This window comes from Brooklawnia sp. (assembly GCF_049651565.1).
In the GTDB taxonomy this organism is placed as follows: domain Bacteria; phylum Actinomycetota; class Actinomycetes; order Propionibacteriales; family Propionibacteriaceae; genus Brooklawnia.
Genome location: NZ_JBASCI010000009.1, coordinates 1 through 19,838 on the forward strand (window position 1 = coordinate 1; position 19,838 = coordinate 19,838).

20 protein-coding genes are annotated in these 19,838 nt (G+C 66.5%); 14 read left to right on the plus strand and 6 right to left on the minus strand.

The window, feature by feature from the left end:
* The 12 genes from WBL05_RS00375 to WBL05_RS00430 all read left to right on the plus strand — a co-directional run.
* Positions 1–306: VOC family protein (locus WBL05_RS00375; protein WP_424223014.1), on the plus strand; the 306-nt coding region annotated here is incomplete at its 5' end.
* Positions 303–1,016, plus strand: a complete 714-nt coding sequence (locus tag WBL05_RS00380) for a GntR family transcriptional regulator (RefSeq protein WP_424223015.1) — start codon at positions 303–305, stop codon at positions 1,014–1,016. The genes WBL05_RS00375 and WBL05_RS00380, both read left to right, overlap by 4 nt.
* On the plus strand, positions 1,009–1,773 hold the full coding sequence (locus WBL05_RS00385) for an SDR family NAD(P)-dependent oxidoreductase (protein ID WP_424223016.1): 765 nt from the start codon (positions 1,009–1,011) through the stop codon (positions 1,771–1,773). Before WBL05_RS00380 ends, WBL05_RS00385 begins: the two co-directional genes overlap by 8 nt.
* 156 nt (positions 1,774–1,929) lie before the next feature.
* Positions 1,930–2,967, plus strand: a complete 1,038-nt coding sequence (locus WBL05_RS00390; RefSeq protein WP_424223017.1) for a LacI family DNA-binding transcriptional regulator — start codon at positions 1,930–1,932, stop codon at positions 2,965–2,967.
* Positions 2,960–4,468 carry a sugar ABC transporter ATP-binding protein gene (locus WBL05_RS00395; RefSeq protein ID WP_424223018.1) on the plus strand — a complete coding sequence of 503 codons (1,509 nt, stop codon included), beginning with the start codon at positions 2,960–2,962 and terminating at the stop codon, positions 4,466–4,468. The genes WBL05_RS00390 and WBL05_RS00395 overlap by 8 nt, the downstream gene beginning before the upstream one ends.
* Positions 4,469–4,532: 64 nt before the next feature.
* Positions 4,533–5,450, plus strand: coding sequence for an ABC transporter permease (locus tag WBL05_RS00400; protein WP_424223033.1), 918 nt, complete (start codon positions 4,533–4,535; stop codon positions 5,448–5,450).
* A gap of 38 nt (positions 5,451–5,488) precedes the next feature.
* A complete protein-coding gene (locus tag WBL05_RS00405) occupies positions 5,489–6,439 on the plus strand; it encodes a substrate-binding domain-containing protein (protein ID WP_424223019.1) in 951 nt (316 codons plus the stop codon).
* A complete protein-coding gene (gene rbsK, locus WBL05_RS00410; protein ID WP_424223020.1) occupies positions 6,436–7,377 on the plus strand; it encodes a ribokinase in 942 nt (313 codons plus the stop codon). Before WBL05_RS00405 ends, rbsK begins: the two co-directional genes overlap by 4 nt.
* Positions 7,374–7,763 (plus strand): D-ribose pyranase, encoded by a 390-nt coding sequence (rbsD, locus tag WBL05_RS00415; RefSeq protein WP_424223021.1) that lies wholly within the window; start codon positions 7,374–7,376, stop codon positions 7,761–7,763. The genes rbsK and rbsD overlap by 4 nt, the downstream gene beginning before the upstream one ends.
* 225 nt (positions 7,764–7,988) lie before the next feature.
* On the plus strand, positions 7,989–8,243 hold the full coding sequence (locus WBL05_RS00420) for a hypothetical protein (protein WP_424223022.1): 255 nt from the start codon (positions 7,989–7,991) through the stop codon (positions 8,241–8,243).
* 41 nt (positions 8,244–8,284) lie between these two features.
* On the plus strand, positions 8,285–8,488 hold the full coding sequence (locus tag WBL05_RS00425; RefSeq protein WP_424223023.1) for a DUF6767 domain-containing protein: 204 nt from the start codon (positions 8,285–8,287) through the stop codon (positions 8,486–8,488).
* Complete coding sequence (locus tag WBL05_RS00430) at positions 8,469–9,395, plus strand: hypothetical protein (protein ID WP_424223024.1); 927 nt, start codon at positions 8,469–8,471, stop codon at positions 9,393–9,395. The genes WBL05_RS00425 and WBL05_RS00430 overlap by 20 nt, the downstream gene beginning before the upstream one ends.
* A 35-nt stretch (positions 9,396–9,430) precedes the next feature.
* Here the strand turns inward: WBL05_RS00430 and WBL05_RS00435 are convergent, their stop codons facing one another.
* Together WBL05_RS00435 and WBL05_RS00440 are read right to left on the minus strand one after the other, a co-directional pair.
* Complete coding sequence (locus tag WBL05_RS00435; protein WP_424223025.1) at positions 9,431–9,727, minus strand: DUF4342 domain-containing protein; 297 nt, start codon at positions 9,725–9,727, stop codon at positions 9,431–9,433.
* 105 nt (positions 9,728–9,832) lie between these two features.
* On the minus strand, positions 9,833–11,032 hold the full coding sequence (locus WBL05_RS00440; protein ID WP_424223026.1) for a pyridoxal phosphate-dependent aminotransferase: 1,200 nt from the start codon (positions 11,030–11,032) through the stop codon (positions 9,833–9,835).
* A gap of 89 nt (positions 11,033–11,121) precedes the next feature.
* On the opposite strand from WBL05_RS00440, the gene WBL05_RS00445 reads away from it, so the two are divergent.
* Positions 11,122–14,235: a DUF3427 domain-containing protein gene (locus WBL05_RS00445; protein ID WP_424223027.1), complete on the plus strand. Its 3,114-nt coding sequence runs from the start codon at positions 11,122–11,124 to the stop codon at positions 14,233–14,235.
* A 41-nt stretch (positions 14,236–14,276) separates the two neighbouring features.
* On the opposite strand, the gene WBL05_RS00450 is transcribed toward WBL05_RS00445, so the two are convergent.
* On the minus strand, positions 14,277–15,158 hold the full coding sequence (locus WBL05_RS00450) for an alpha/beta fold hydrolase (protein WP_424223028.1): 882 nt from the start codon (positions 15,156–15,158) through the stop codon (positions 14,277–14,279).
* Positions 15,155–16,057 carry an SDR family NAD(P)-dependent oxidoreductase gene (locus WBL05_RS00455; protein ID WP_424223029.1) on the minus strand — a complete coding sequence of 301 codons (903 nt, stop codon included), beginning with the start codon at positions 16,055–16,057 and terminating at the stop codon, positions 15,155–15,157. The genes WBL05_RS00450 and WBL05_RS00455 overlap by 4 nt, the downstream gene beginning before the upstream one ends.
* A 276-nt stretch (positions 16,058–16,333) precedes the next feature.
* On the opposite strand from WBL05_RS00455, the gene acnA reads away from it, so the two are divergent.
* Positions 16,334–19,000 (plus strand): aconitate hydratase AcnA, encoded by a 2,667-nt coding sequence (gene acnA / locus WBL05_RS00460; protein ID WP_424223030.1) that lies wholly within the window; start codon positions 16,334–16,336, stop codon positions 18,998–19,000.
* Positions 19,001–19,016: 16 nt separating this feature from the next.
* On the opposite strand, the gene WBL05_RS00465 is transcribed toward acnA, so the two are convergent.
* Complete coding sequence (locus tag WBL05_RS00465; protein ID WP_424223031.1) at positions 19,017–19,313, minus strand: hypothetical protein; 297 nt, start codon at positions 19,311–19,313, stop codon at positions 19,017–19,019.
* Positions 19,310–19,729 carry an HIT family protein gene (locus tag WBL05_RS00470; RefSeq protein WP_424223032.1) on the minus strand — a complete coding sequence of 140 codons (420 nt, stop codon included), beginning with the start codon at positions 19,727–19,729 and terminating at the stop codon, positions 19,310–19,312. Before WBL05_RS00470 ends, WBL05_RS00465 begins: the two co-directional genes overlap by 4 nt.
* Positions 19,730–19,838: the final 109 nt, after the last annotated feature.

Below are 19,838 nucleotides of genomic sequence, written 5' to 3' on the forward strand. Positions count from 1 at the left end.
TTCGAGATCTTCGAGTATGAACTGGACGGCCGCAATGAGCAGCAGCCGGCCAACTCCGACGTCGGCGGCCACCACCTGGCGTTCTACGTCGACGACATCGACGCCGCGATCGAGTATCTGAAGGACAGCGGCGTTCGGGTGCTGGGGGAGCCCACCCACAGCAGCGGCCCGGCCAAGGGCCAGCGCTGGGTGTACTTCCTGAGCCCGTGGGGCATGCAGATGGAACTGGTCAGCTTCCCCGATGGCAAGGCCTACCAGGCCGAGCGGGCGCGTCACCTGTGGAACCCGACCCGGCCCGAGCTGTGAGCCATGTTGAGGATCTGACGGCTGCCCGCACGGTGCAGGCGTCCCGCATCGTGCAGGAGTTGCGCGAGCAGATCCTGGACGGCGACCGGGCGCCGGGCTCGCGGCTCGGGCAGGAGTTGCTGGCGGCCGAGTTCGGGGCCTCCCGGATGCCGATCCGGGAGGCGCTGCGGGCGCTGGAGGCCGAGGGCCTGGTGATCGTCAAGCCGCACTCCGGTGCCTGGGTGGCAGGCCTGGACGCCGAGGAGTTCGAGCAGTGCTACAAGCTGCGCGAGGCGGTTGAGCCGATGGTGATAGTGGAGTCGCTGCCCCACCTCGGCGCCGAGCAGATCGACCGGGCCGCCGAACTGGCCGACAGGATCGAGGCGACCGGCGGGGCCCGTGGGCTGCGGGAGTTCATGTCGCTGGACCGGGAGTTCCACCTGCTCACCTATGCCGGCGCGACCTACCCGTTCCTGACCGAGCTGGTGACCAGGCTGTGGAACACCACCCAGCCGTACCGCCGCGAACTGGTGCGTCGAATGCCCGACGAGGCGTTCCGTTCAACCTGCGCCGAGCACACCCTGATCGTCGACGCGCTGCGCCGTCGTGATCCGGACGCCGCGTCCGCGCTGGTGCGGTTGCACATTCACCGCACCCGGATGGCGCTGGCAGACTATGGCGACGTGGACTGGACCGATGAACCCAAGAGCCGGAGGATCCTCAATGACTGACGTACTGGACCTGTTCAAGTTGACCGGACGCCGCGCCATCGTCACCGGCGGTGGCCGCGGCATCGGGATGGCGATCGCCAGGGCGCTGGGCGAGGCCGGCGCGCAGGTGGCGCTGGTCTCCCGCACCGCAGAGCAGTTGGCGGCGGCGACCGCGGAGGTGCCGAACTCGGTGGCGGTGCCGGCCGACGTGATGACGGTCTCGCCGGTGAAGCTGGTCGACGATTGTGAGGCGGCGCTGGGCGGGCCGATCGACATCGTGGTGCACGCCGCCGGCTTCCAGCACCGTCAACCGGCAGTTGACTACCCTGTCGAGCAATGGGATCGGCTGATCCGGGTGCACCTGACCGCCCCGTTCCTGATCAGCCAGGAACTGGGTCGCCGCCAGTTGGCGAGCGGACGCCCGGCCAGCCACGTCTTCATCGGCTCGTTGAACAACCTGCAGTCGGTGGTGCCTGACATCCCGGCCTACGCGGCCGCCAAGTCAGGGATCGGAGGAGTGCTGCGGGCGCTCAGCAAGGAGTGGTCGGGTCGCGGGATCCGCTGCAACGGGGTGGCGCCGGGCTGGGTGCGCACCGAGCTCACCGAGGCGCTGTTCTCCGATCCGCAGAAGTCGGCGGCGATCCTGGCGCGCATTCCGATGGGACGCCTGGCCGAGCCCAGCGAGATGGCGACCACGGCGCTGTTCCTGGCCAGCGACGCGTCCAGCTATATCACCGGCCAGATGCTGGTGGTGGACGGGGGTTGGACGACTTCCTGAACGAAGTGGTCGCAGCCACAACAAGGTGATCGCCCCAAGTCGGCTACCTCTCCTGCTGACTCCAGCGCCGAAACACTTGACACGTGCCGGCAGGCTGTCTACGCTGCATGTAATCGATTACAGAAATCGTTTACATCCATACTGGACGGCAGTCACATGGCAACCATCAAGGACGTAGCGCACACCGCTGGCGTGTCGGTTGCGTCGGTCTCGCGGGTGTTCAGTAATCACGAGTCCGTTTCGCCGCAGATGCGCGAAAAGGTCCTCGCCGCGGCCGAGGAGCACAGCTTCCGGCCCAACGCGATGGGGCGGGCGCTGCGCCGTACCGGTACTCGCACGATCGGCCTGGTCGTGTCTGATCTGCTCAACCCCTTCTTCACCCAACTGGCTCGCGCGGTCGAGGATGCCGCCCGCGAGGCTGGTTACCTGATGATCGTCGGCAATGCCGACGAGAAGCCTGAGCAACAGGACCTCTACGTGCAGACCCTGCTCGAGCGTCAAGTTGACGGCATGATCGTCGTCCCCACCATCGAAACCTCCGAGCTGCTACGCGAGGCCGCCGAGTTGAACCGCCACCTGGTCCTCCTCGACCGCCCGGCCAACGACGTGCATGCCCCCCTGATCGCCTCCGACACCGCTCCCGCGATCACTCAGCTCGTCGACCACCTGGTGGCGACCGGGCGCCGCGACATCGGCGTCATCGCCGGTTCACGTGCGGCGGGCACCGCCCGCGAGCGAGTGGACGCCCTTCGCAGTGCGCTCGCGGTCCACGGCATCGAGCTGCCGCCCGAGCGCATCTGGGCCGGCACGTTCAGACGAGAGTCCGGGCTGGCGTGCATGACGCGCATGCTCGACGAGCGGACAACTCCCGAGGCGCTGCTGATCTCCAACGGTGAGATGGCCCTCGGCGCACTTGAGGCGCTGACGACTCACGCCGGCGGCGTTCCGTCGGTGCCCAACGACATCGCCCTGGCCTGCATAGATGACCTCGACATGTTCGCCTGGCTCCGGCCTTCTGTGACGGCTATTGCACAACCCACGCGCGAACTCGGACGCCATGCGTTCGAGGCGCTCCTCGACCGGATCAACGGCCACGAGGTTTCCGCCACGCGCATCGCTTGCACCTTGCACCTGCGCGCCTCCACCGCACCCCGCGTGGCCCACCACGCGTCAGAAAGGCATGCCCATGAGTGATGCAGCCCCCATCTTGCGCGTCGAGGGGATCGTCAAGCGCTTTCCCGGTGTCGTCGCCCTGGGCGGGGTCTCCTTCGACCTCGTGCCCGGAGAGGTACACGTACTACTCGGCGAGAACGGTGCCGGCAAGTCCACGTTGATCAAGTGCCTGGCAGGCGTCCACCAGCCCGACGAGGGAAGGATCTTCGTCGACGGACAACCGGTGAACCTCCACGGCACCGCGGACGCCGAGCGGCTCGGCATCGCCACCATCCACCAGGAGTTCAACCTGGTCACCCAGCTCAGCGTGGCCGAGAACGTGATGCTCGGACGTCAGCCGCGGGTTGCGGGTGTCGTCAAGACCGGCGAGATGAACCGCCTGGCCACCACCGCGATGTCGCGCGTCGGGCTCGCGATCGACCCGCGGACTCCCGTTTCCAGCTTGGGCGTCGCTCGCCAGCAGCTCGTCGAAATCGCCAAGGCACTCAGCCTCGACGCTCGCATCCTCATCATGGACGAGCCGACGGCCGCGCTCGCCGACGACGAGGTCGACAGGCTGCTGAACCTGATGAACGAGCTGCGCTCGCGGGGTGTGGCCATCATCTTCATCTCCCACCACCTCGACGAGATCCGGCGCATCGGCGACAGGGTGACCGTGCTGCGCGACGGACAGTCCATCACCACGGTGCCCGCCTCGACATCGACCGACGAACTGGTCCGGCTGATGGTCGGCCGGTCGATAGACGCCCAGTACCCAAGGGTGCGCGGCGAGGTCGGCGAGACGCTGCTGGCGGTTGAGGGCCTCACGGCCAAGGGCCGGTTCGAAGACGTCAGCTTCGAGGTACGAGCAGGCGAGGTGGTAGGCCTGGCCGGGTTGGTCGGTGCTGGGCGCACCGAGGTGCTACGAGCCATCTTCGGGGCCGACGACTTCGACTCCGGCAGCATCGCTGTCCGGGGTAAGAAGAGCCGGGCCCGGGGTATCGGGCGCGCGATCGGCCAGCACCTGGGTCTGGTCCCCGAGGACCGCAAGCAGCAGGGGCTGGTGCTGGGGGCGTCGGTGGGGGAGAACTTGGGTCTTGTCAAACTCAGGGACGCCTCATCAGGCGGGCTGGTCAATAGGCGTGCCCTCGCCGACCTCGCCCGGCGGGGGATCAAGAACCTTGGCATCCGAACGCCGTCCGCCAATGTCGCCGTCAAGAACCTGTCGGGCGGAAACCAGCAGAAGGTCGTCATGGGGAAGTGGCTCCTGGCCGACCCCACTGTGCTGCTGCTCGACGAACCGACCCGCGGCGTCGACGTCGGCGCCAAGGTCGAGATCTACAACCTCATCAACGAGATGACCGCCTCAGGCCGCGGCGTCCTCATGGCCTCGTCCGACCTGCCCGAGGTGCTTGGAATCAGCGACCGGATCCTGGTCATGGCCCAAGGCCGAATCGTCGGCCAACTAAGTCACGAAGAAGCGACGCCGGACGCCGTCATGGCCCTGGCCGTGCAAGAAATGGAGTCCACCCGTGCTCACTGATACCGCCCCCGCCGCGCCGAACAACTCAGCCCGCGCCGCAGCCCTGTCGGGCCGTACCCGAGAGATGCTCCGTCAGCAGGGGGCTCTCGGTGCCCTGCTGGTGCTGGTCATCATCATGGCCATCCTCAGCCCGGTGTTCCTCAGCCCCCAGAACCTCATCAACGTCGGGACCCAGGCGGCCGTCGTGGCAATCCTCGCGTTCGGTCAGACGTTCGTCATCGTGTCCGCTGGCATCGACCTGGCGGTGGGATCGGTTGCCGCGCTGTCGGCAATCGTCACCGGATACAGTGCCGCCACGCTCGGCCTACCCGCCTGGGTCGCCATCCTGCTGGGGCTGGGTACCGGGGTGGCGACCGGCCTGGTGAGCGGCGCCCTGATCAGTTATGGGCGCCTGCCAGCCTTCATCGCCACCATGGCCATGTTGTCCGTCGCCCGAGGGCTCGCGCTCGTCATCTCCAACGGCGTCCCGGTACCGCAGCCGCCCGAGGTGGCCTTCTTCGGATCGACCCTGTGGGGCTGGCTCCCGGTACCGCTGCTCGTCATGGTCGTGCTCGGCGTCCTGGCCGCGTTCATCCTCAACCGCACCTACGTGGGCCGATGCATGTACGCCATCGGCGGTAACGAGGAGGCAGCCCGGCTGTCCGGGATCAACGTCGGACGCCAGAAGCTCATCATCTACGCCCTCTCCGGCGGCTTCGCTGCGGTGGCCGGCCTGGTGCTTGCCGGCCGTCTGGTCTCGGGGCAGCCGCAGGCCGCCGCCGGCTACGAGCTGGACGCCATCGCCGCAGTCGTCATCGGAGGAGCCAGCCTGGCCGGTGGCAAGGGGCGGGCTTTCGGCACCTTCGTTGGGGCGCTTGTGCTGGCCGTGATCCGCAACGGCCTCAACCTACTCAACGTCTCCTCCTTCTGGCAGCAGGTCGTGATCGGCATCGTGATCGCTCTCGCCGTTCTCACTGACACCCTGCGCCGCAAGTCGGCATGACCACCTCATCAACCCAACCACCGAAAGGAACCCGTACCATGTCCCGATCCACGTCCCGTCCCCGCCCGCGCGTTCGCATCGCCGCTGCGCTGGCGGTGGGCGCACTCCTGCTGGCCAGCTGCTCCCAAGGGTCGAACACCGCCTCCGGCGGGGACGGCGAGCAGGTCAAGCTCGGCATGTCCATCTCGACGCTGAACAATCCGTTCTTCGTCTCGTTGCAGAAGGGAGCCCAGGATGCGGCCGCGGCCGCCGGAGCAGAGCTGATCGTCACTGACGCCCGCGACGACGCCACCCAGCAGGCCAATCAGGTGCAGAACTTCCAGACCCAGCAGGTCCAGGCCGTGCTGATCAACCCTGTCGACTCCGACGCCGCGGGCCCGATCGTCTCCCCCCTCATCGCAGCCAACATCCCCGTTGTTGCGGTGGACCGCGCCGTCAATGGTGCCGAGGTGAACGCGTTCGTCGCCTCCGACAACGTGGCCGGCGGCAAGTTGGCGGCTGAGGCGCTCGCCGAAGCCATCGGCGAAAGCGGGCAGGTCATCGTGCTGCAGGGCGTGGCCGGCACCACGGCGTCCCGCGAGCGTGGCCAAGGCTTCGAGGAGGGCATCGCGCAGTTCCCCGACATCGAGGTCGTGGCCAAGCAGCCCGCCGACTTCGATCGCACCAAGGGCCTCGACGTGGCCACCAACCTGTTGCAGGCACACCCGCAGGCCGTGGGTATCTTTGCCGAGAACGACGAGATGGCGCTCGGCGCTATCCAAGCCTTGGGCGCGCGCGCAGGCGGCGATGTGAAGGTGGTCGGCTTCGATGGCACCGATGACGGCGTGGCAGCGATCAAGGCCGGCACGATGTACGCGTCGATCGCCCAGCAGCCGGAGGAACTGGGCAAGCAGGCCGTCGAGGCAGCCGTGAAGCTGGCCCGCGGCGAAGCGGTCGAGCAGGCGATCTCGGTCCCGGTGGTCGTCCTCGACAAGGACTCCGCCCCGTGACCATCGTCGTCATCGGTTCCGCCAACGCCGATCTCATCGTCCAGGTGGATCGGCGTCCCGGCGGCGGGGAGACCGTACTCGGATCCGACTTGGTGATCGCCGCCGGCGGCAAGGGAGCCAACCAGGCCGTCGCGGCCGGGCTCCTTGGTGCGGCGGTGGAGTTCATCGGCTGCGTCGGGTCAGACACCACGGGCCAGATGCTCCGTGCGTCGCTGGACGCCGCGGGTGTGGGCACCTCAGGCCTCGCCGCCACTTCGGACGCGACCGGTACGGCCATGATCATGGTCACTCCCGACGGCGAGAACTCCATTGTGGTCTCGCCAGGCGCAAACCGCCGCGTGACCCCGGAGTATCTCGACCAGTGCGCCGCCGTGCTGCATGACGCCAAGCTTGTCGTCATGCAGCACGAGGTGCCCCTCGAGACCGTCAAGAGTGTCGCGGCGCGCTGCCGCCAGATCGGCGTGCGGTTCCTGCTCAACGCGGCGCCCGCAGCAGAGGTGCCCGACGAGGTGCTCGCAACGTGCGACCCGCTGGTAGTCAACGAAACCGAGGCGGCGATCGTCGCAGGGGTAGGGCCGGAGGAAGGCATCGGGCCCGCGGTACTGGCCCGGCGTCTCTTAGCGCGCGGGGCACGCAGCGTCGTGGTCACGCTCGGCGCCGAGGGCTCGTTGGCCGTGGCGCATGACGGCGAGGAGATCACCCAGCCAGCCCAGGCGGTTACTGCGGTGGACACCACCGGTGCTGGCGACGCCTTCGTGGGCGGCATGGCCACCGCGCTTGCGTCCGGCGAAGGCCTGCGTGAGGCCTTGGCGCTCGGGACCCGGGTCGCCGCGCTGGCTGTCCAGCGCCCAGGTGCGCAGGCTTCATACCCGAGCGCCGCGGAGCTGAGCGGCGCGGCCATGAAATCGGGCGCGGCGGAAGGGGTGGGGGGACGATGAAGCGGCGCGGCATCCTCAACGCCGACCTGTCGGCTGCCCTGGCCCGGCTCGGACACACCGACCTCATCGTCATCGGGGACTGCGGGCTACCGCGCCCTCCCGGCGTGCCAGTGGTGGACTTGGCCGTGACTTTCGGCGTCCCGAGCTTCGCCGACGTCGTGCGTGCGCTTGCGGACGAGATTGTCGTGGAGCAGGCGTGGATCGCCGAGGAGACCGTCGATGCTAACCCCGCGATCCAGCCCTTGGTCGCGGAGTGCTTCGGTGAGCCCGAAACCATCAGCCATGAAGAGCTCAAGGCCAGATCGGCCGCCGCGGTGCTAGTCGTGCGCACCGGCGAGGCGACTGCCTATGCCAACGTGATTGTGCGGTGTGGCGTCCCCTTCTGAAGCCAGCGCTTCGCACGGGGTGAGCCGTGCGTCGATGAGGCCACGGCTGCTGTTGAGGACGCCCGGTCGCGGGTTGTGGCGGGGAGGCAGCAGCAGGTGGATGACGTCGGCTTCCAGATCCGCCTACATACCGGCAGAACCGGTGTCGGTCCTGGCATCCACTCGGCGAACGACACGGTGGTGCCGCCGTTCGGGGACCAACCGTAGGACACCCCACTTCCGGGCGTGGAGACCCTGGACGAGTTGCCAACCCTTGACGAGGTGGTCACCAGGTGGGCCGAGCTGAACGGCTGCACCCAGCCGGGCGAGACCGTTGCGCCATCCGGGTTGCTGGAGCGGACGTGGTCGGACTGCGAGGCGGACAGCCGCGTCCGGATGCTGCTCACCAGCGACGGCGATCACGGTTGGCCGACCGGGCCGGACGCCCAGGTGGACGCCAGCGCCGAAATCGTGGAGTTTGTTGCCAGTTCCAGTCGCTGAAATGGGCCGCCCGCGGCGGGCGAACGTACTATTGGCGACAAATGAAATCCCAAGTGAAGACCACTCCGAGATGTCCGCTGCGGCCGGCCGACCCGTGCAGCCTGTGCCAACCGGGCGCCACCGGGCCGCAGGACTGCGGACTGGTCTACCTTGTGATGGACGATCCTGAACTGCGGGACCTGTACGTAGCCGATCGCAAGCAGCGGCGGGCACGGAAGGACGCCGATGCGAGTACAAGGCGCTGAACGAGTAGCCACTCTGGCGCTGTCGCTGGTCGGCCTGGCGCTGTGGGTGCTGCACCTGGTTCGACCCGAGTCGATGGTGCTGTGCTACCAGGAGCCCTGCCCGTCGGCGCCCCGGGACATGACCGGCGTCTGGGGCTACCTGATCGCGGTGGTGCTCGCCCTGGGCGCGTCGGTCTTCGTGGTGGCCAACCGGTACCCGAGGTGGCATGTGCCGCTGCTGTCGGTTGCGGCGCTGGCGCTGGTGGTGCGGTTCATCATGATGATTGTGCGGGTGCGCCGCGAGCCGTCGACCCTGCTGATCGAACGGCTGGCCGGCATCGGGCCGCTCGATGCGGCCGGCATCGTGATCGGGCTGGCGCTGCTGATCTGTGCCCTGCTGGTGTGGGCGACCGCCGGGCGTCCGGCGGCGAACACCGAGCCGGCGTTGCCGGTGCTGATAGGTACCGGGTGCGCGATGGCGGCCGCGGCGGTCGCGCTGGTGCCAGCGGTGCCGGAGTGGACGTTGACCGGGCCGTTGCTGGCCGGTCAGTACCTGACCCCGGGCTGGTACCCAGCCGGCGAGGTCGGTATCTCGATGCCGGCGGGTACCCGCAACGCCGCCCTGCTGATGTGGTTGCTGGGCGCGTTGCTGGGGGTCGCCACCCAGGCCTGGACGCGCGCGTCCGCAGCGTTGAGCCGGGTCGCCGCAGCCGGGTGGGGGCTGGCGGGTTGCGTGGCGGTGGCCGTCTTCCTGGGTGGGCACCTGTTGATCGTCGAGGCGTGGCACCAGACCGTGGTTGACTTCTACGTTGGGCCGTTCACCGCCGCAGCGCAAAGCACCATCGCGGTGCTGGGCGCCGCGATGGTGGCTTGTGTCTTGGCTCTGCTGTTCTGGCCGCGCACGGTTGCTGTGGCCGGACAGGGCTGAGCCTTCGGTATTTGGTTGGTCCAGCGGTTTACGGGTCAGCGCCGGCGTTCGCCGGTGCGGACGACCTCGACCTTGAGCTTGGCGACCGCGCCACCGATCACGGCGACCGCCGAGATGATCGGGGCAATGAAGATCGCGAGCGCGCCGCCGGCGATTCCCACTGCGAGCGGGATGCTCATCAGTTGGCGGCCGTCAGCGTTGCGGATGATGATGCGGCGGACGTTGGCGTCCTGCATCAGGTTCTTGACGGTGGAAGCGAGGTTCTCGCCGGCGACCTCGATCTTCTCGGTGAAGCTGTTCTTGCCATCGGCACTGTGACTGTCCTTGACCATGCATTGAAGGTAGCGCCAAGACCGTGCCGAATCATCCACTCGCGAGCGGATTGGGTGGTCAACCCGGGTCAACCCCCGATAGCAGGGGCCGGAGTCGATCGAGGCTCAGCTGGCCGAGCCTATCCAGTTGCGCAGCCGCCCGAGGCCTTCGGAGATTGCCTGGGCGGACAGGCCGGAGTAGGCCAGCCGGATGTATCGGCGGTCCTCACCGGATAGCGGACGGCCGAAGTGGTTGCGGGTGCAGAAGCTGCAGCCGGTTTCCCGCAGCGCCCGGTCGGCGAAGTCGGCCAGGTCACCGGAGTTCACCATCCGCATCGCCTCGCTGACCTCGGGGAAGAGGTAGAAGGTGGTCTCCGGTTTGGTGAGCGTGATGCCGGGGGTGGTGGACAGTTCGGCGTAGGCGGCGTCCCGCCGGGCCTGCAGCGTCGACCTGATCTGCCCGATCTCGGCTTCGGCGTCCTGCAGGGCGGCCAGGCCGGCGTACTGGACGAAGTGGGTGGTACAGGATTCGTTGTTGGTGTTCAAACGGGAGAACCAGTCGGTGAGTGGGGGTGGGGTGATGCCTGCCCCGAGTCGCCAACCGGTCATGGCGAACCGCTTGCTGAAGGTGTAGAGGATGACGGTGCGTTCGGCCATGCCGGCCAAGGACGCGATGGACTTGCTCTGGCCGGAGTACCGGACCTCGAAGTAGGCCTCGTCCGACAGCACCCACAGGTCGTTTTCGAGCGCAAGTTGGGCGACCGCCTCGCGCTCGGCCTCGGTCGAGTCGGCGCCGGTCGGGTTGTGCAGGTCGTTGTAGATGATCGCTCGGGTGCGTGCTGTGACTTGCGAGCGCAAGTGGTCGAGGTCGAGGGCGAACCCGGACTGGCTGGGGACGAATCGGTAGGGGCGGCCCACTCCGCCGAGGTACTCGATCTGGCTCTCGTAGATCGGGAAGCCTGGGTTGGGGAAGAGCACCTCGTCGCCCGGGTTCATCACGGTCTGCAGGAACTTCGTGATCACCGGCTTGCCGCCGGGCTGGATGGTGACGTTGTCGACGGTGTAGGAGGTGCCGCGCTTGGTGTTCACGTCGTTGGCGATGGCTTCCCGCAACGGGGTGATGCCAGCCCCGGGGCAGTAGCCGGTGTGGCCGTCGGCGATGGCGCGGTCCATTGCGGCCACGATGCGGCCTGGCGTCGGCAGGTCGATGTCACCCAGGTGGAACGGGTAGACGGTGTGCCCTTGGGACGCCCACTGAGCTGCCACCTCGGAGACCTTGAAGGCGGTTTCGGTGCCCAGTCTGTTGAGTCGGTCTGCCAGTTCCATGGTGCTCCTGCCATAGGGATGCATGGAGGCTTTGCAGTATACGAGTCGCGACCTGCAAGTACTCCGTACTTCTGTCGGTGGTTGGTGCCATGCTGGCGGATGTGCGTGAAGACCATGATCAGCTACCGCCCGGCGTGTACGACGTTCTGATCACCCGGGAACTGGCAGCCCGTATCAAAGGCGGCGGATTGCAGCCGCAATGGGAAGATGTTGACGATGCGGCTCAGCCAGATATGTTTGCTCGCCATCTGGCCCGGCTGGCGAGGACTCGACTGGCCGGATCAGACGCTTCGGAGCGCGTGGAGCTTTTCAATCGGATGGCTGCCGAGATTGCCGGCGACGAACACGCCATCGATGAGCCACGGCGGCTCATCGCCTTGCGGGCAGGCGAACAGTTGGGCGTCGAGCAGCATTACCGCGAACTGCCGTCGCTGCCGGTTGGTGAGCCCGCTCTGATCACGAACGCCAAAGAAGACCCAAGCGTCGGTCATGAAATCAGATCGGAACTGCACTCCGCTGACCGGGTAGATCTGTTGTGCGCCTTCATCAAATGGAGCGGTGTGCGCACCATGGACAACGAGCTGCGCGAGATTCGGCGTCGTGGTTCCCCTTTGCGAGTGATCACGTCCACTTACCTCGGCGCCACCGAGGCACATGCCCTCGACAAAATGGTCCGCGACTATGGTGCCGAAGTGAAGGTCAACTACGAGGTGGACAGGACGCGGTTGCACGCGAAAGCCTGGTTGTTCACCCGCAACAGTCGCTTCGATACCGCCTATGTCGGTTCGTCCAACCTGTCGGTGTCGGCGCTGCTGGACGGCGTCGAGTGGAATGTTCGGCTTACCCGAACAGCGACCCCCACATTGATCGACAAGTTCGGGGTCACCTTCGAGACCTACTGGAATGACGACCGCTTCGAGGTCTACGACCCGGCTAGGGACGCCGAACGGCTGCGCCATGCCTTGCGGGAAGCTGGTACCGGCAGGGTTGAAGGCCGGGAAACCATCACGCTGTCAGGCCTCGAAGTCCGGCCCTACCCGCACCAGGTCCAGATTCTGGAAGACCTCGAGGTGGAGCGAACGGTTCAAAATCGGCATCGAAACCTGATAGTCGCTGCGACCGGAACCGGGAAGACCGTGGTCGCAGCCCTCGACTACAAGCGGTTATGCGCTGACGCCAAACGTCGCCTGAAGCTGCTTTTCGTTGCGCATCGCCAGGAGATTCTGGCGCAAGCTCGGGCGAAGTATCGCGAAGTGTTATCAGATGCCAACTTCGGGGAGCTCTGGGCAGCCGGTCAACGACCCGTTCAGTGGCAGCAGGTCTTCGCCTCCGTACAGAGCCTCAACGTCTCCGACATAGCCAACTTCGCACCCGGTGCATTCGAAGTCATCGTCATCGACGAATTCCACCACGCTGCTGCGCCCAGCTACCGCAAGCTGCTGACGCACTTCCAGCCAGGCGAGCTGCTGGGTCTAACCGCAACGCCGGAACGAACCGACGGCTTCGACGTCCAGGATTTCTTCGACGGCCGGATGGCGTCCGAAATCCGGCTGTGGGACGCATTGAAGGCCGATTTGCTGTGCCCGTTCCACTACTTCGGACTCCACGACGGCACCGATCTGAGCGGCGTGTCATGGCAGCGCGGATCGTATGACATCGAACAGCTTTCCAGTCTCTACACCGGCAATGACGCCCGCGCCCGAATCGTGTTGAAGCAGTTGGCGGACAAGGTGCCCGACTCCGGCCAAATGCGAGCTTTGGGGTTCTGCGTCGGGGTGGCACACGCGCAATACATGGCCCGTGTTTTCAACTCCGCTGGGATTCCAGCTGTCGCCTTGAGCGGGGAGACGCCTCAGGACCAGCGTCACCAAGCCATCGAAGATCTTCGCACTTGCAAGATCAACGCCATCTTCACCGCAGACCTGTTCAATGAGGGTGTTGATCTGCCGGACATTGATACCCTGCTATTCCTTCGGCCAACGGAGAGCGCCACACTATTCCTGCAGCAACTCGGCCGGGGACTGCGCAGAATCCGGGATAAGGCAGTACTCACGGTGCTGGATTTCGTCGGTAATCAGAACGTCGAGTTCAGATATGACAAGCGCTTTACTGCCATGACTGGCATCCCGAGAGGGCAGTTGAGCCACCACATTGAACATAAGTTCCCGTTCCTGCCTTCAGGTTGTCAGATCATTCTCGATCGCCAGTCGACCGAGCTCATCCTCGCGAACGTCGAGCGGCAGGTGGTCTCCAGATGGCGGGACGTGGTCAGCCAGTTGCGCGCCATCGGAGACGTTTCGCTCGGCGACTTCCTCAAGCAGGGTGATATTGATCTGGTCGATGTAATCAAGCAGTGGGACAAGAGCTGGGTGAAGGCGCGACTGGAAGCTCGCCTGCCCGTGCCCTCTGAAGAGAATCACGATGCGAAGCTGCTTCGCCGCGGGCGTGCGGTTGCTCATGTCGACGATCCGCACCGGTTGAGCATGTACCGGTTCCTGCTTTCGGATCGCCGTCCTTCCTACGACGATCTGGACTCCGAGCAGCAACGGTTCGCCCGCATGTTGCTGTACTCGATCTGGCCAAAACTGGCCGAGCCGTACTCGGTCGCACTGGAGCGGTTGCGGGCGGACCAGCGCTCCCGGTTTGAGCTGCGCGAAATCCTGGACTGCTTGTCCGACGGAATCCGCCACATACCACGCCCATTGCAAGGGCACCTAAGCCAGACCGGCCTGGTTGCCCACGCCCGTTACAGCAGAGAGGAGATTCTGGCAGCGCTGGACTATGCCAAGCCAGCCCGGCTGCCGGGGAACTTCCGCGAGGGCGTCCTGTGGTCTGACGACTGGAAGACAGACGCGTTCCTGGTCACCCTCAACAAATCGGAGTCCGAATTCGCTCCCTCGACCATGTACTCCGATTATGCGATATCGCCAACGCTGTTCCACTGGGAGAGCCAGTCGTCTACGAGAGTGGCGTCACCTACTGGCCGGCGCTACCTTAACCAGCGGAAAACCAAGACCTCAGTAGTGATCTTCAGCCGAGAGCGCAGGGCATGGGAGTTCGGGAAGGGAGCGCCTTACCTGCTGCTTGGGACCGCCAATTACGTGAGCCACTCGGGCGAAGCACCGATCGCCATCACCTGGAAGCTGGATATCCCAATGCCCAACGAGCACTTTCAGACGGCGACCGCCGTCGAGACCGGATAGATCAACTACTGCGGCTCCGACCAGTCAAACCCACCTCCCAGCTAGCTTCGCTCAAGCACGGCACGCAGCCGGGCCGCGAATTCGTCCGGCTTGCCGGCTTGTCCAGGCTCACCCTCCAGGAAGCCACCATGGTGGCTGGGGAACATCACAGGTTCCTGGCCCAGCAGAGCCGCCGCCGCCCGGGCTGCTCGGGCCGCCATCGTCTGCCCGGACTGCTCGCCGACCGCGATGATGACGCGGTCGCCCAAGGCGCGGAGCGCCTCAACGTCCAGCCGATAGCCGGGTCCATTGTGCAGGCTGCCGGCCAGCATCGGGTCGTCGCGCAGCCCGTCGTCCTCGGTGGGCAGCCCGAACTTCGCGGGATCTGGCGGCGGCTGCCGGAGGTACTGCTCGCCGATCTCACCGTCATGGGTGACCAGCCGGATGAACTTCGCCATCGCTGGCCCATATCCGGACTCCTGGTAGGTGGCCAGGATGTCGTCGATCACCGCCTGGATCGCCTCACGGTCGGGCAGCAGCCAGGTGAGCGGCGGCTCATGCGAGACCAGCAACCGCACCTTTTCCGGATACGCCTCTGCGAACGACAGGGCGTTGATACCGCCGCCGCTGGTGCCGAAGACGTCCACCTGACCCACATCGAGGGCATCGACGAGCGCTGCCAGGTCGCGAGCATGGTCGTCCGGTGCGAGCAGCCGATCATCCCCGGCGTTGCGGGTACTGCGCCCGACACCACGCGGGTCAACGGTGACAACCACCCGGTCGTCAATGCGGGACGCCAAGGCGGCGAACGCGTCGGCTTCCATCGGGAACCCGAACACGAGGAGTACCGGCTGCCGGCCGGGATCGGTCAGGTCACCATGGACGTCATAGTGCAGCTTCATCCCGGGCAGTTCGAGCACTTCGGCGACTGGCTGGCGAGTCATGAAAGCGAACTCCTCTGCAACTCGGTCTCGGTGTCGTCGACAGCGGGCCGCCCACGGGCAATCCGGCCGACCAGGCGGGCCCGCCAACTCGCCGGCAGGTGCGCCAGCACGGCCAGCGCCCACGCCTCGCGTCCGACGACGTAGCCCGGTCTTGGTGACCGGGAGTGGGTGATCCCGACCACCAGGTTGGCGATCCGTTCCGGGGGCAGCGCCTGCTCGAACGCCCCGGCCGCGCCCTCCAGGGTTCGCATGAGCCCGGCCTCGTAGCGTCGACGTTGCTCGGGTGTTGCGTTGGCCAGTAACGAAACAGCTTGCTCGCGACTGGAGTCGAGAATCCTGGTGCGGACAGCCCCAGGTTCGATCAGGCTGACCGAGATCGAATCGCCGGCCACCTCGGCCCGTAGCGCATCCACGATCGCCGCCAACCCTGCCTTGCTGGCGGCATACCCGCCGCCGAACGGCAACGCCACACGTCCCTGACCTGCCCCGATGACCACGATCCGGCCCCCGGCGTGCCGCAGCTGGGGCAGCAGTGCAGCGGCCACGCGTGCCGGAGCGGCCGCATTGATCTCGAACTCACTGCTCAGGTCGTCCGCGCGTAGTTCGACCGGCCCGGGCAGGGAGATGCCTGCCGAGCTGACGAACAGTTGCGCACCGCCCACCTGTCGGGTTCGCTCGGCGATCAGGCGCGGGGCGTCGTCATCGAGCAGGTCGACCTCGATGAACTGCGCCCGCTGCATTCCCGGCTCCGGAAGCTGGTCCGGCATCCTGGTGGCCAACACCGCCCAGCCATCAGCGAGCAACGCCCGAGCGATGGCGGCTCCGATGCCAGACGCCGCTCCCGTCACCACGGCGACACGCCCCGCGCCGTCCGCCTGCTGCCGTCGTCCTCGCCCCACGGTTACCTCCCTTGTCGGGTTGCACATCGGTGAGGAAGCGATGATCAAGCCATCGTAGGCCGCGCTGGCGTGGCCGACCAGATGACCTGGGTCGTCCGGGTCCACGGTTCGCCCCGCCGATACCGACTGCCAGACAACCGCGACACCACGTCGTGCGCTGCGGCCTTGATGTCGGCGCAGCCCCCGCGCCCGCCCGCGCCGGATGGGACAATGCTTGGGAAGCACATCTACTGTGGTATCTTGACATCAAGATAATTCACGACAGGGAGAGCACGCATGAGCATCGACAGCTTTGGCGCCAAGGACACTCTCGAGGTCAACGGCACGCAATACGCCTACTACCGGCTCGACAAGGTGCCGGGACAGGAGCGCCTCCCGTTCAGCTTGAAGGTGCTGCTGGAGAACCTGTTGCGAACCGAGGACGGCGCGAACATCACCCATGACGACATCGCCTTCCTCGGCAGTTGGGACCCGACCGCCGAGCCTGACCACGAGATCCAGTTCACCCCGGCCCGCGTGGTGATGCAGGACTTCACCGGCGTCCCATGCGTGGTCGACCTGGCCACCATGCGTGAGGCGATGGCCGACCTTGGTGGCGACCCGGCGAAGATCAATCCGCTGTCGCCGGCCGAACTGGTGATCGACCACTCCGTCATCGTCGACACCTTCGGCACCCCGGACGCACTGCGCATCAACACCGACATCGAGTACGAGCGCAACCGCGAGCGCTACCAGTTCCTACGCTGGGGACAGACCGCGTTCGACGACTTCAAGGTCGTGCCGCCGGGCACCGGCATCGTCCACCAGGTCAACATCGAGCACCTGGCCCGGGTGGTCTTCTCCCGGGAGGAGGACGGCGAGCTGACCGCCTACCCCGATACCTGCGTCGGCACCGACTCGCACACCCCGATGGTCAACGGGCTGGGTGTGGTGGGCTGGGGCGTTGGCGGCATCGAGGCCGAGGCCGCCATGCTGGGCCAGCCGGTCTCGATGCTCATCCCGCGGGTGGTCGGGTTCAAGCTGACCGGCAAGCTGCCCGAGGGCGCCACCGCCACCGACCTGGTGCTCACCATCACCGAACTGCTGCGCAAGCACGGCGCGGTGGGCAAGTTCGTCGAGTTCTACGGGCCCGGTGTCTCCGAGGTGCCGGTCGCCAACCGCGCCACCATCGGCAACATGACCCCCGAGTACGGGGCCACCATCTCGATCTTCCCGATCGACGACCAGACCATCGAGTACCTGCGATTCACCGGACGCGACGAGCAGCAGCTCGCCCTGGTCGAGGCCTACATCAAGGCTCAGGGCATGTGGTTCGATCCCGACGCCAAGCCGGACTTCTCCGAAGAACTCGAGCTCGACCTGTCCACCGTCGTCCCGTCCATCGCGGGGCCCAAGCGTCCCCAGGACCGCATCGCTCTCTCGGACGCCAAGCAGGCCTTCGCCTCGGTGCTGCCGCAGTACACCTCCGACATCACCAGGACGGTGCGTGCGTCCATCGGGGGCAACGAGGTCAAGCTGCGCAACGGTGTGGTCGGGATCGCCGCCATCACCTCCTGCACCAACACCTCCAACCCGAGCGTGATGATCGCCGCTGGACTGCTGGCCAAGAAGGCGGTCGCGAAGGGGTTGTCGCGCAAGCCCTGGGTGAAGACCTCGCTGGCTCCCGGCTCCCAGGTGGTCACCGACTACCTGCGGCGGGCCGGTCTGGACGAGTACCTGAAGAAGCTCGACTTCCATGTAGTGGGTTATGGCTGCACCACCTGTATCGGCAACTCCGGCCCGCTCATCCCGCAGGTGAGCGCCGCGGCCAACGAGGACGTCGCGGTGGTCTCGGTGCTGTCCGGCAACCGCAACTTCGAAGGCCGGATCAACCCGGACACCAAGATGAACTACCTTGCCAGCCCGCCGCTGGTGGTGGCCTACTCGGTGGCCGGCCGGATGGACCTCGACCTGGTGAACGAACCGCTCGGCCAGGACCCGGCCGGCAACGACGTCTACCTGAAGGACATCTGGCCCTCACCGGCAGAGGTCGAGGAGGTGATCGGCAGCTGCGTCAGCGCCGATATGTACTCCAAGTCGTATGCCGACGTGTTCACCGGCGACGAGCGCTGGCGCACGCTGCCCACCCCATCGGGTGACATCTTCGAGTGGGACGCCGACTCCACCTACGTGCGCAAGCCGCCGTACTTCGACGGCATGCCGGCCGAGCCGGAGCCGGTCACCGACATCTCCGGCGCCCGCGTGCTGCTCAAGTTGGGCGACTCGGTGACCACCGACCACATCAGCCCGGCCGGCACCATCCGGAAGGACTCACCGGCCGGTGCGTACCTGATCGCCAACGGTGTGCAGCGCAAGGACTTCAACTCCTACGGCAGCCGGCGCGGCAACCACGAGGTGATGATCCGCGGCACCTTCGCCAACATCCGGCTCCGTAACCAGATCGCGCCCGGCACCGAGGGTGGCTTCACCCGCGACTTCAGCCAGCCGGACGCCCCGGTCACCACGGTCTACGACGCGGCCATGAACTACCAGGCAGCCGGCACCCCGCTGGTCGTGCTGGCCGGCAAGGAGTACGGCTCGGGCAGTTCACGCGACTGGGCGGCCAAGGGCACCATGCTGCTGGGCATTCGCGCGGTGATCGCCGAGAGCTACGAACGGATCCACCGGTCGAACCTGATCGGCATGGGTGTGCTGCCTCTGCAATTCCCCGAAGGGCAGAACGCCGACAGCCTCGGCCTGACCGGGGAGGAGACCTTTGACATCAGCGGCATCACCGGGCTCAACTCGGGCGTCACCCCGGCCACGGTGACCGTCATCGCGACCGCGCCGGATCGGGAGACCAGGTTCGAGGCCGTGGTGCGGATCGAGACGCCGGGGGAGCGCAACTACTACCTGCACGGCGGCATCATGCAGTACGTGCTGCGGAACCTGAAGAACAGCTGATCGCTCGCCCGATCGGCTAGCACTCATCCGCAGGGTCCGCGGGTGAAGGCATCGTGGTGATGTCGTCGGCCGCGGACTTCTGCGTCTGCTCGGTGGGCTGCGCGGCGGGCCTACGGTAGGGGTTGCCGATATCGGTGGACGCCTCCGTTGCGCTGCCGGTGCGGTCGCGCAGCACCATCGTGCCGGTGTCGAGGTGGAGCGGATCAGGACCACTGCCGCCCTCCTTGGAGTCGACCAGCAACATCTTCTCGGCCCGCTTCACTTCCTCCCAGTGCGCACGGCCCGGCATGAAGATGCTGAACACATCGCTCATCGGGCCTCCTCGTCGGTCAGCGCGGCCCGCAGTTGGTCACCCACGGTACGCAACTCCTCAACGGTGGGACGGGAGCGCGGCCACAGGAACCCGCGCAGGCCGTCCTTGCGACGCCGGGGGATCACGTGCAGGTGGTCGTGCGGGACGGACTGGCTGACCACGTTGTTGGTCACCAGCAGGGTGCCGTCGGCGACGAGGGGGGCCTGCTGGGCCAGGCCGATCCGGCGGGCGGCGATCAGCAGCTCCGCGTACAGCTCGACGGGTAGGTCGTACAGGGTCTCGTAGTGGTCGAGCGGGCAGACCAGGGTGTGGCCGGGGAAGACCGGCCGGACGTCCAGGAAGGCGATGAACCTGTCGGTCCGCAGGATCACCTCAGCGGGGGTGGCGCCGGAGATGATCTGGTCGAAGACGTCCATGTCACCCAGTGTGCCGACCCGGGCCTAGAAAAATGTCAGTGGTCTGGTGCACACTAGGTATTGAATCGAACGGCTGTTCGACGACAGGAGGACGTCATGACCACAGTCG

Coding starts and splice junctions, on each gene's coding strand:
- WBL05_RS00385 (WP_424223016.1), top strand. CDS start 1,009: ATGACTGACGTACTGGACCTGTTCAAGTTGACCGGACGCCGCGCCATC.
- WBL05_RS00390 (WP_424223017.1), top strand. CDS start 1,930: ATGGCAACCATCAAGGACGTAGCGCACACCGCTGGCGTGTCGGTTGCG.
- WBL05_RS00395 (WP_424223018.1), top strand. CDS start 2,960: ATGAGTGATGCAGCCCCCATCTTGCGCGTCGAGGGGATCGTCAAGCGC.
- WBL05_RS00400 (WP_424223033.1), top strand. CDS start 4,533: ATGCTCCGTCAGCAGGGGGCTCTCGGTGCCCTGCTGGTGCTGGTCATC.
- WBL05_RS00405 (WP_424223019.1), top strand. CDS start 5,489: ATGTCCCGATCCACGTCCCGTCCCCGCCCGCGCGTTCGCATCGCCGCT.
- rbsD (WP_424223021.1), top strand. CDS start 7,374: ATGAAGCGGCGCGGCATCCTCAACGCCGACCTGTCGGCTGCCCTGGCC.
- WBL05_RS00425 (WP_424223023.1), top strand. CDS start 8,285: ATGAAATCCCAAGTGAAGACCACTCCGAGATGTCCGCTGCGGCCGGCC.
- WBL05_RS00430 (WP_424223024.1), top strand. CDS start 8,469: ATGCGAGTACAAGGCGCTGAACGAGTAGCCACTCTGGCGCTGTCGCTG.
- WBL05_RS00435 (WP_424223025.1), bottom strand. CDS start 9,727: ATGGTCAAGGACAGTCACAGTGCCGATGGCAAGAACAGCTTCACCGAG.
- WBL05_RS00440 (WP_424223026.1), bottom strand. CDS start 11,032: ATGGAACTGGCAGACCGACTCAACAGACTGGGCACCGAAACCGCCTTC.
- WBL05_RS00445 (WP_424223027.1), top strand. CDS start 11,122: ATGCTGGCGGATGTGCGTGAAGACCATGATCAGCTACCGCCCGGCGTG.
- WBL05_RS00450 (WP_424223028.1), bottom strand. CDS start 15,158: ATGACTCGCCAGCCAGTCGCCGAAGTGCTCGAACTGCCCGGGATGAAG.
- acnA (WP_424223030.1), top strand. CDS start 16,334: ATGAGCATCGACAGCTTTGGCGCCAAGGACACTCTCGAGGTCAACGGC.
- WBL05_RS00465 (WP_424223031.1), bottom strand. CDS start 19,313: ATGAGCGATGTGTTCAGCATCTTCATGCCGGGCCGTGCGCACTGGGAG.
- WBL05_RS00470 (WP_424223032.1), bottom strand. CDS start 19,729: ATGGACGTCTTCGACCAGATCATCTCCGGCGCCACCCCCGCTGAGGTG.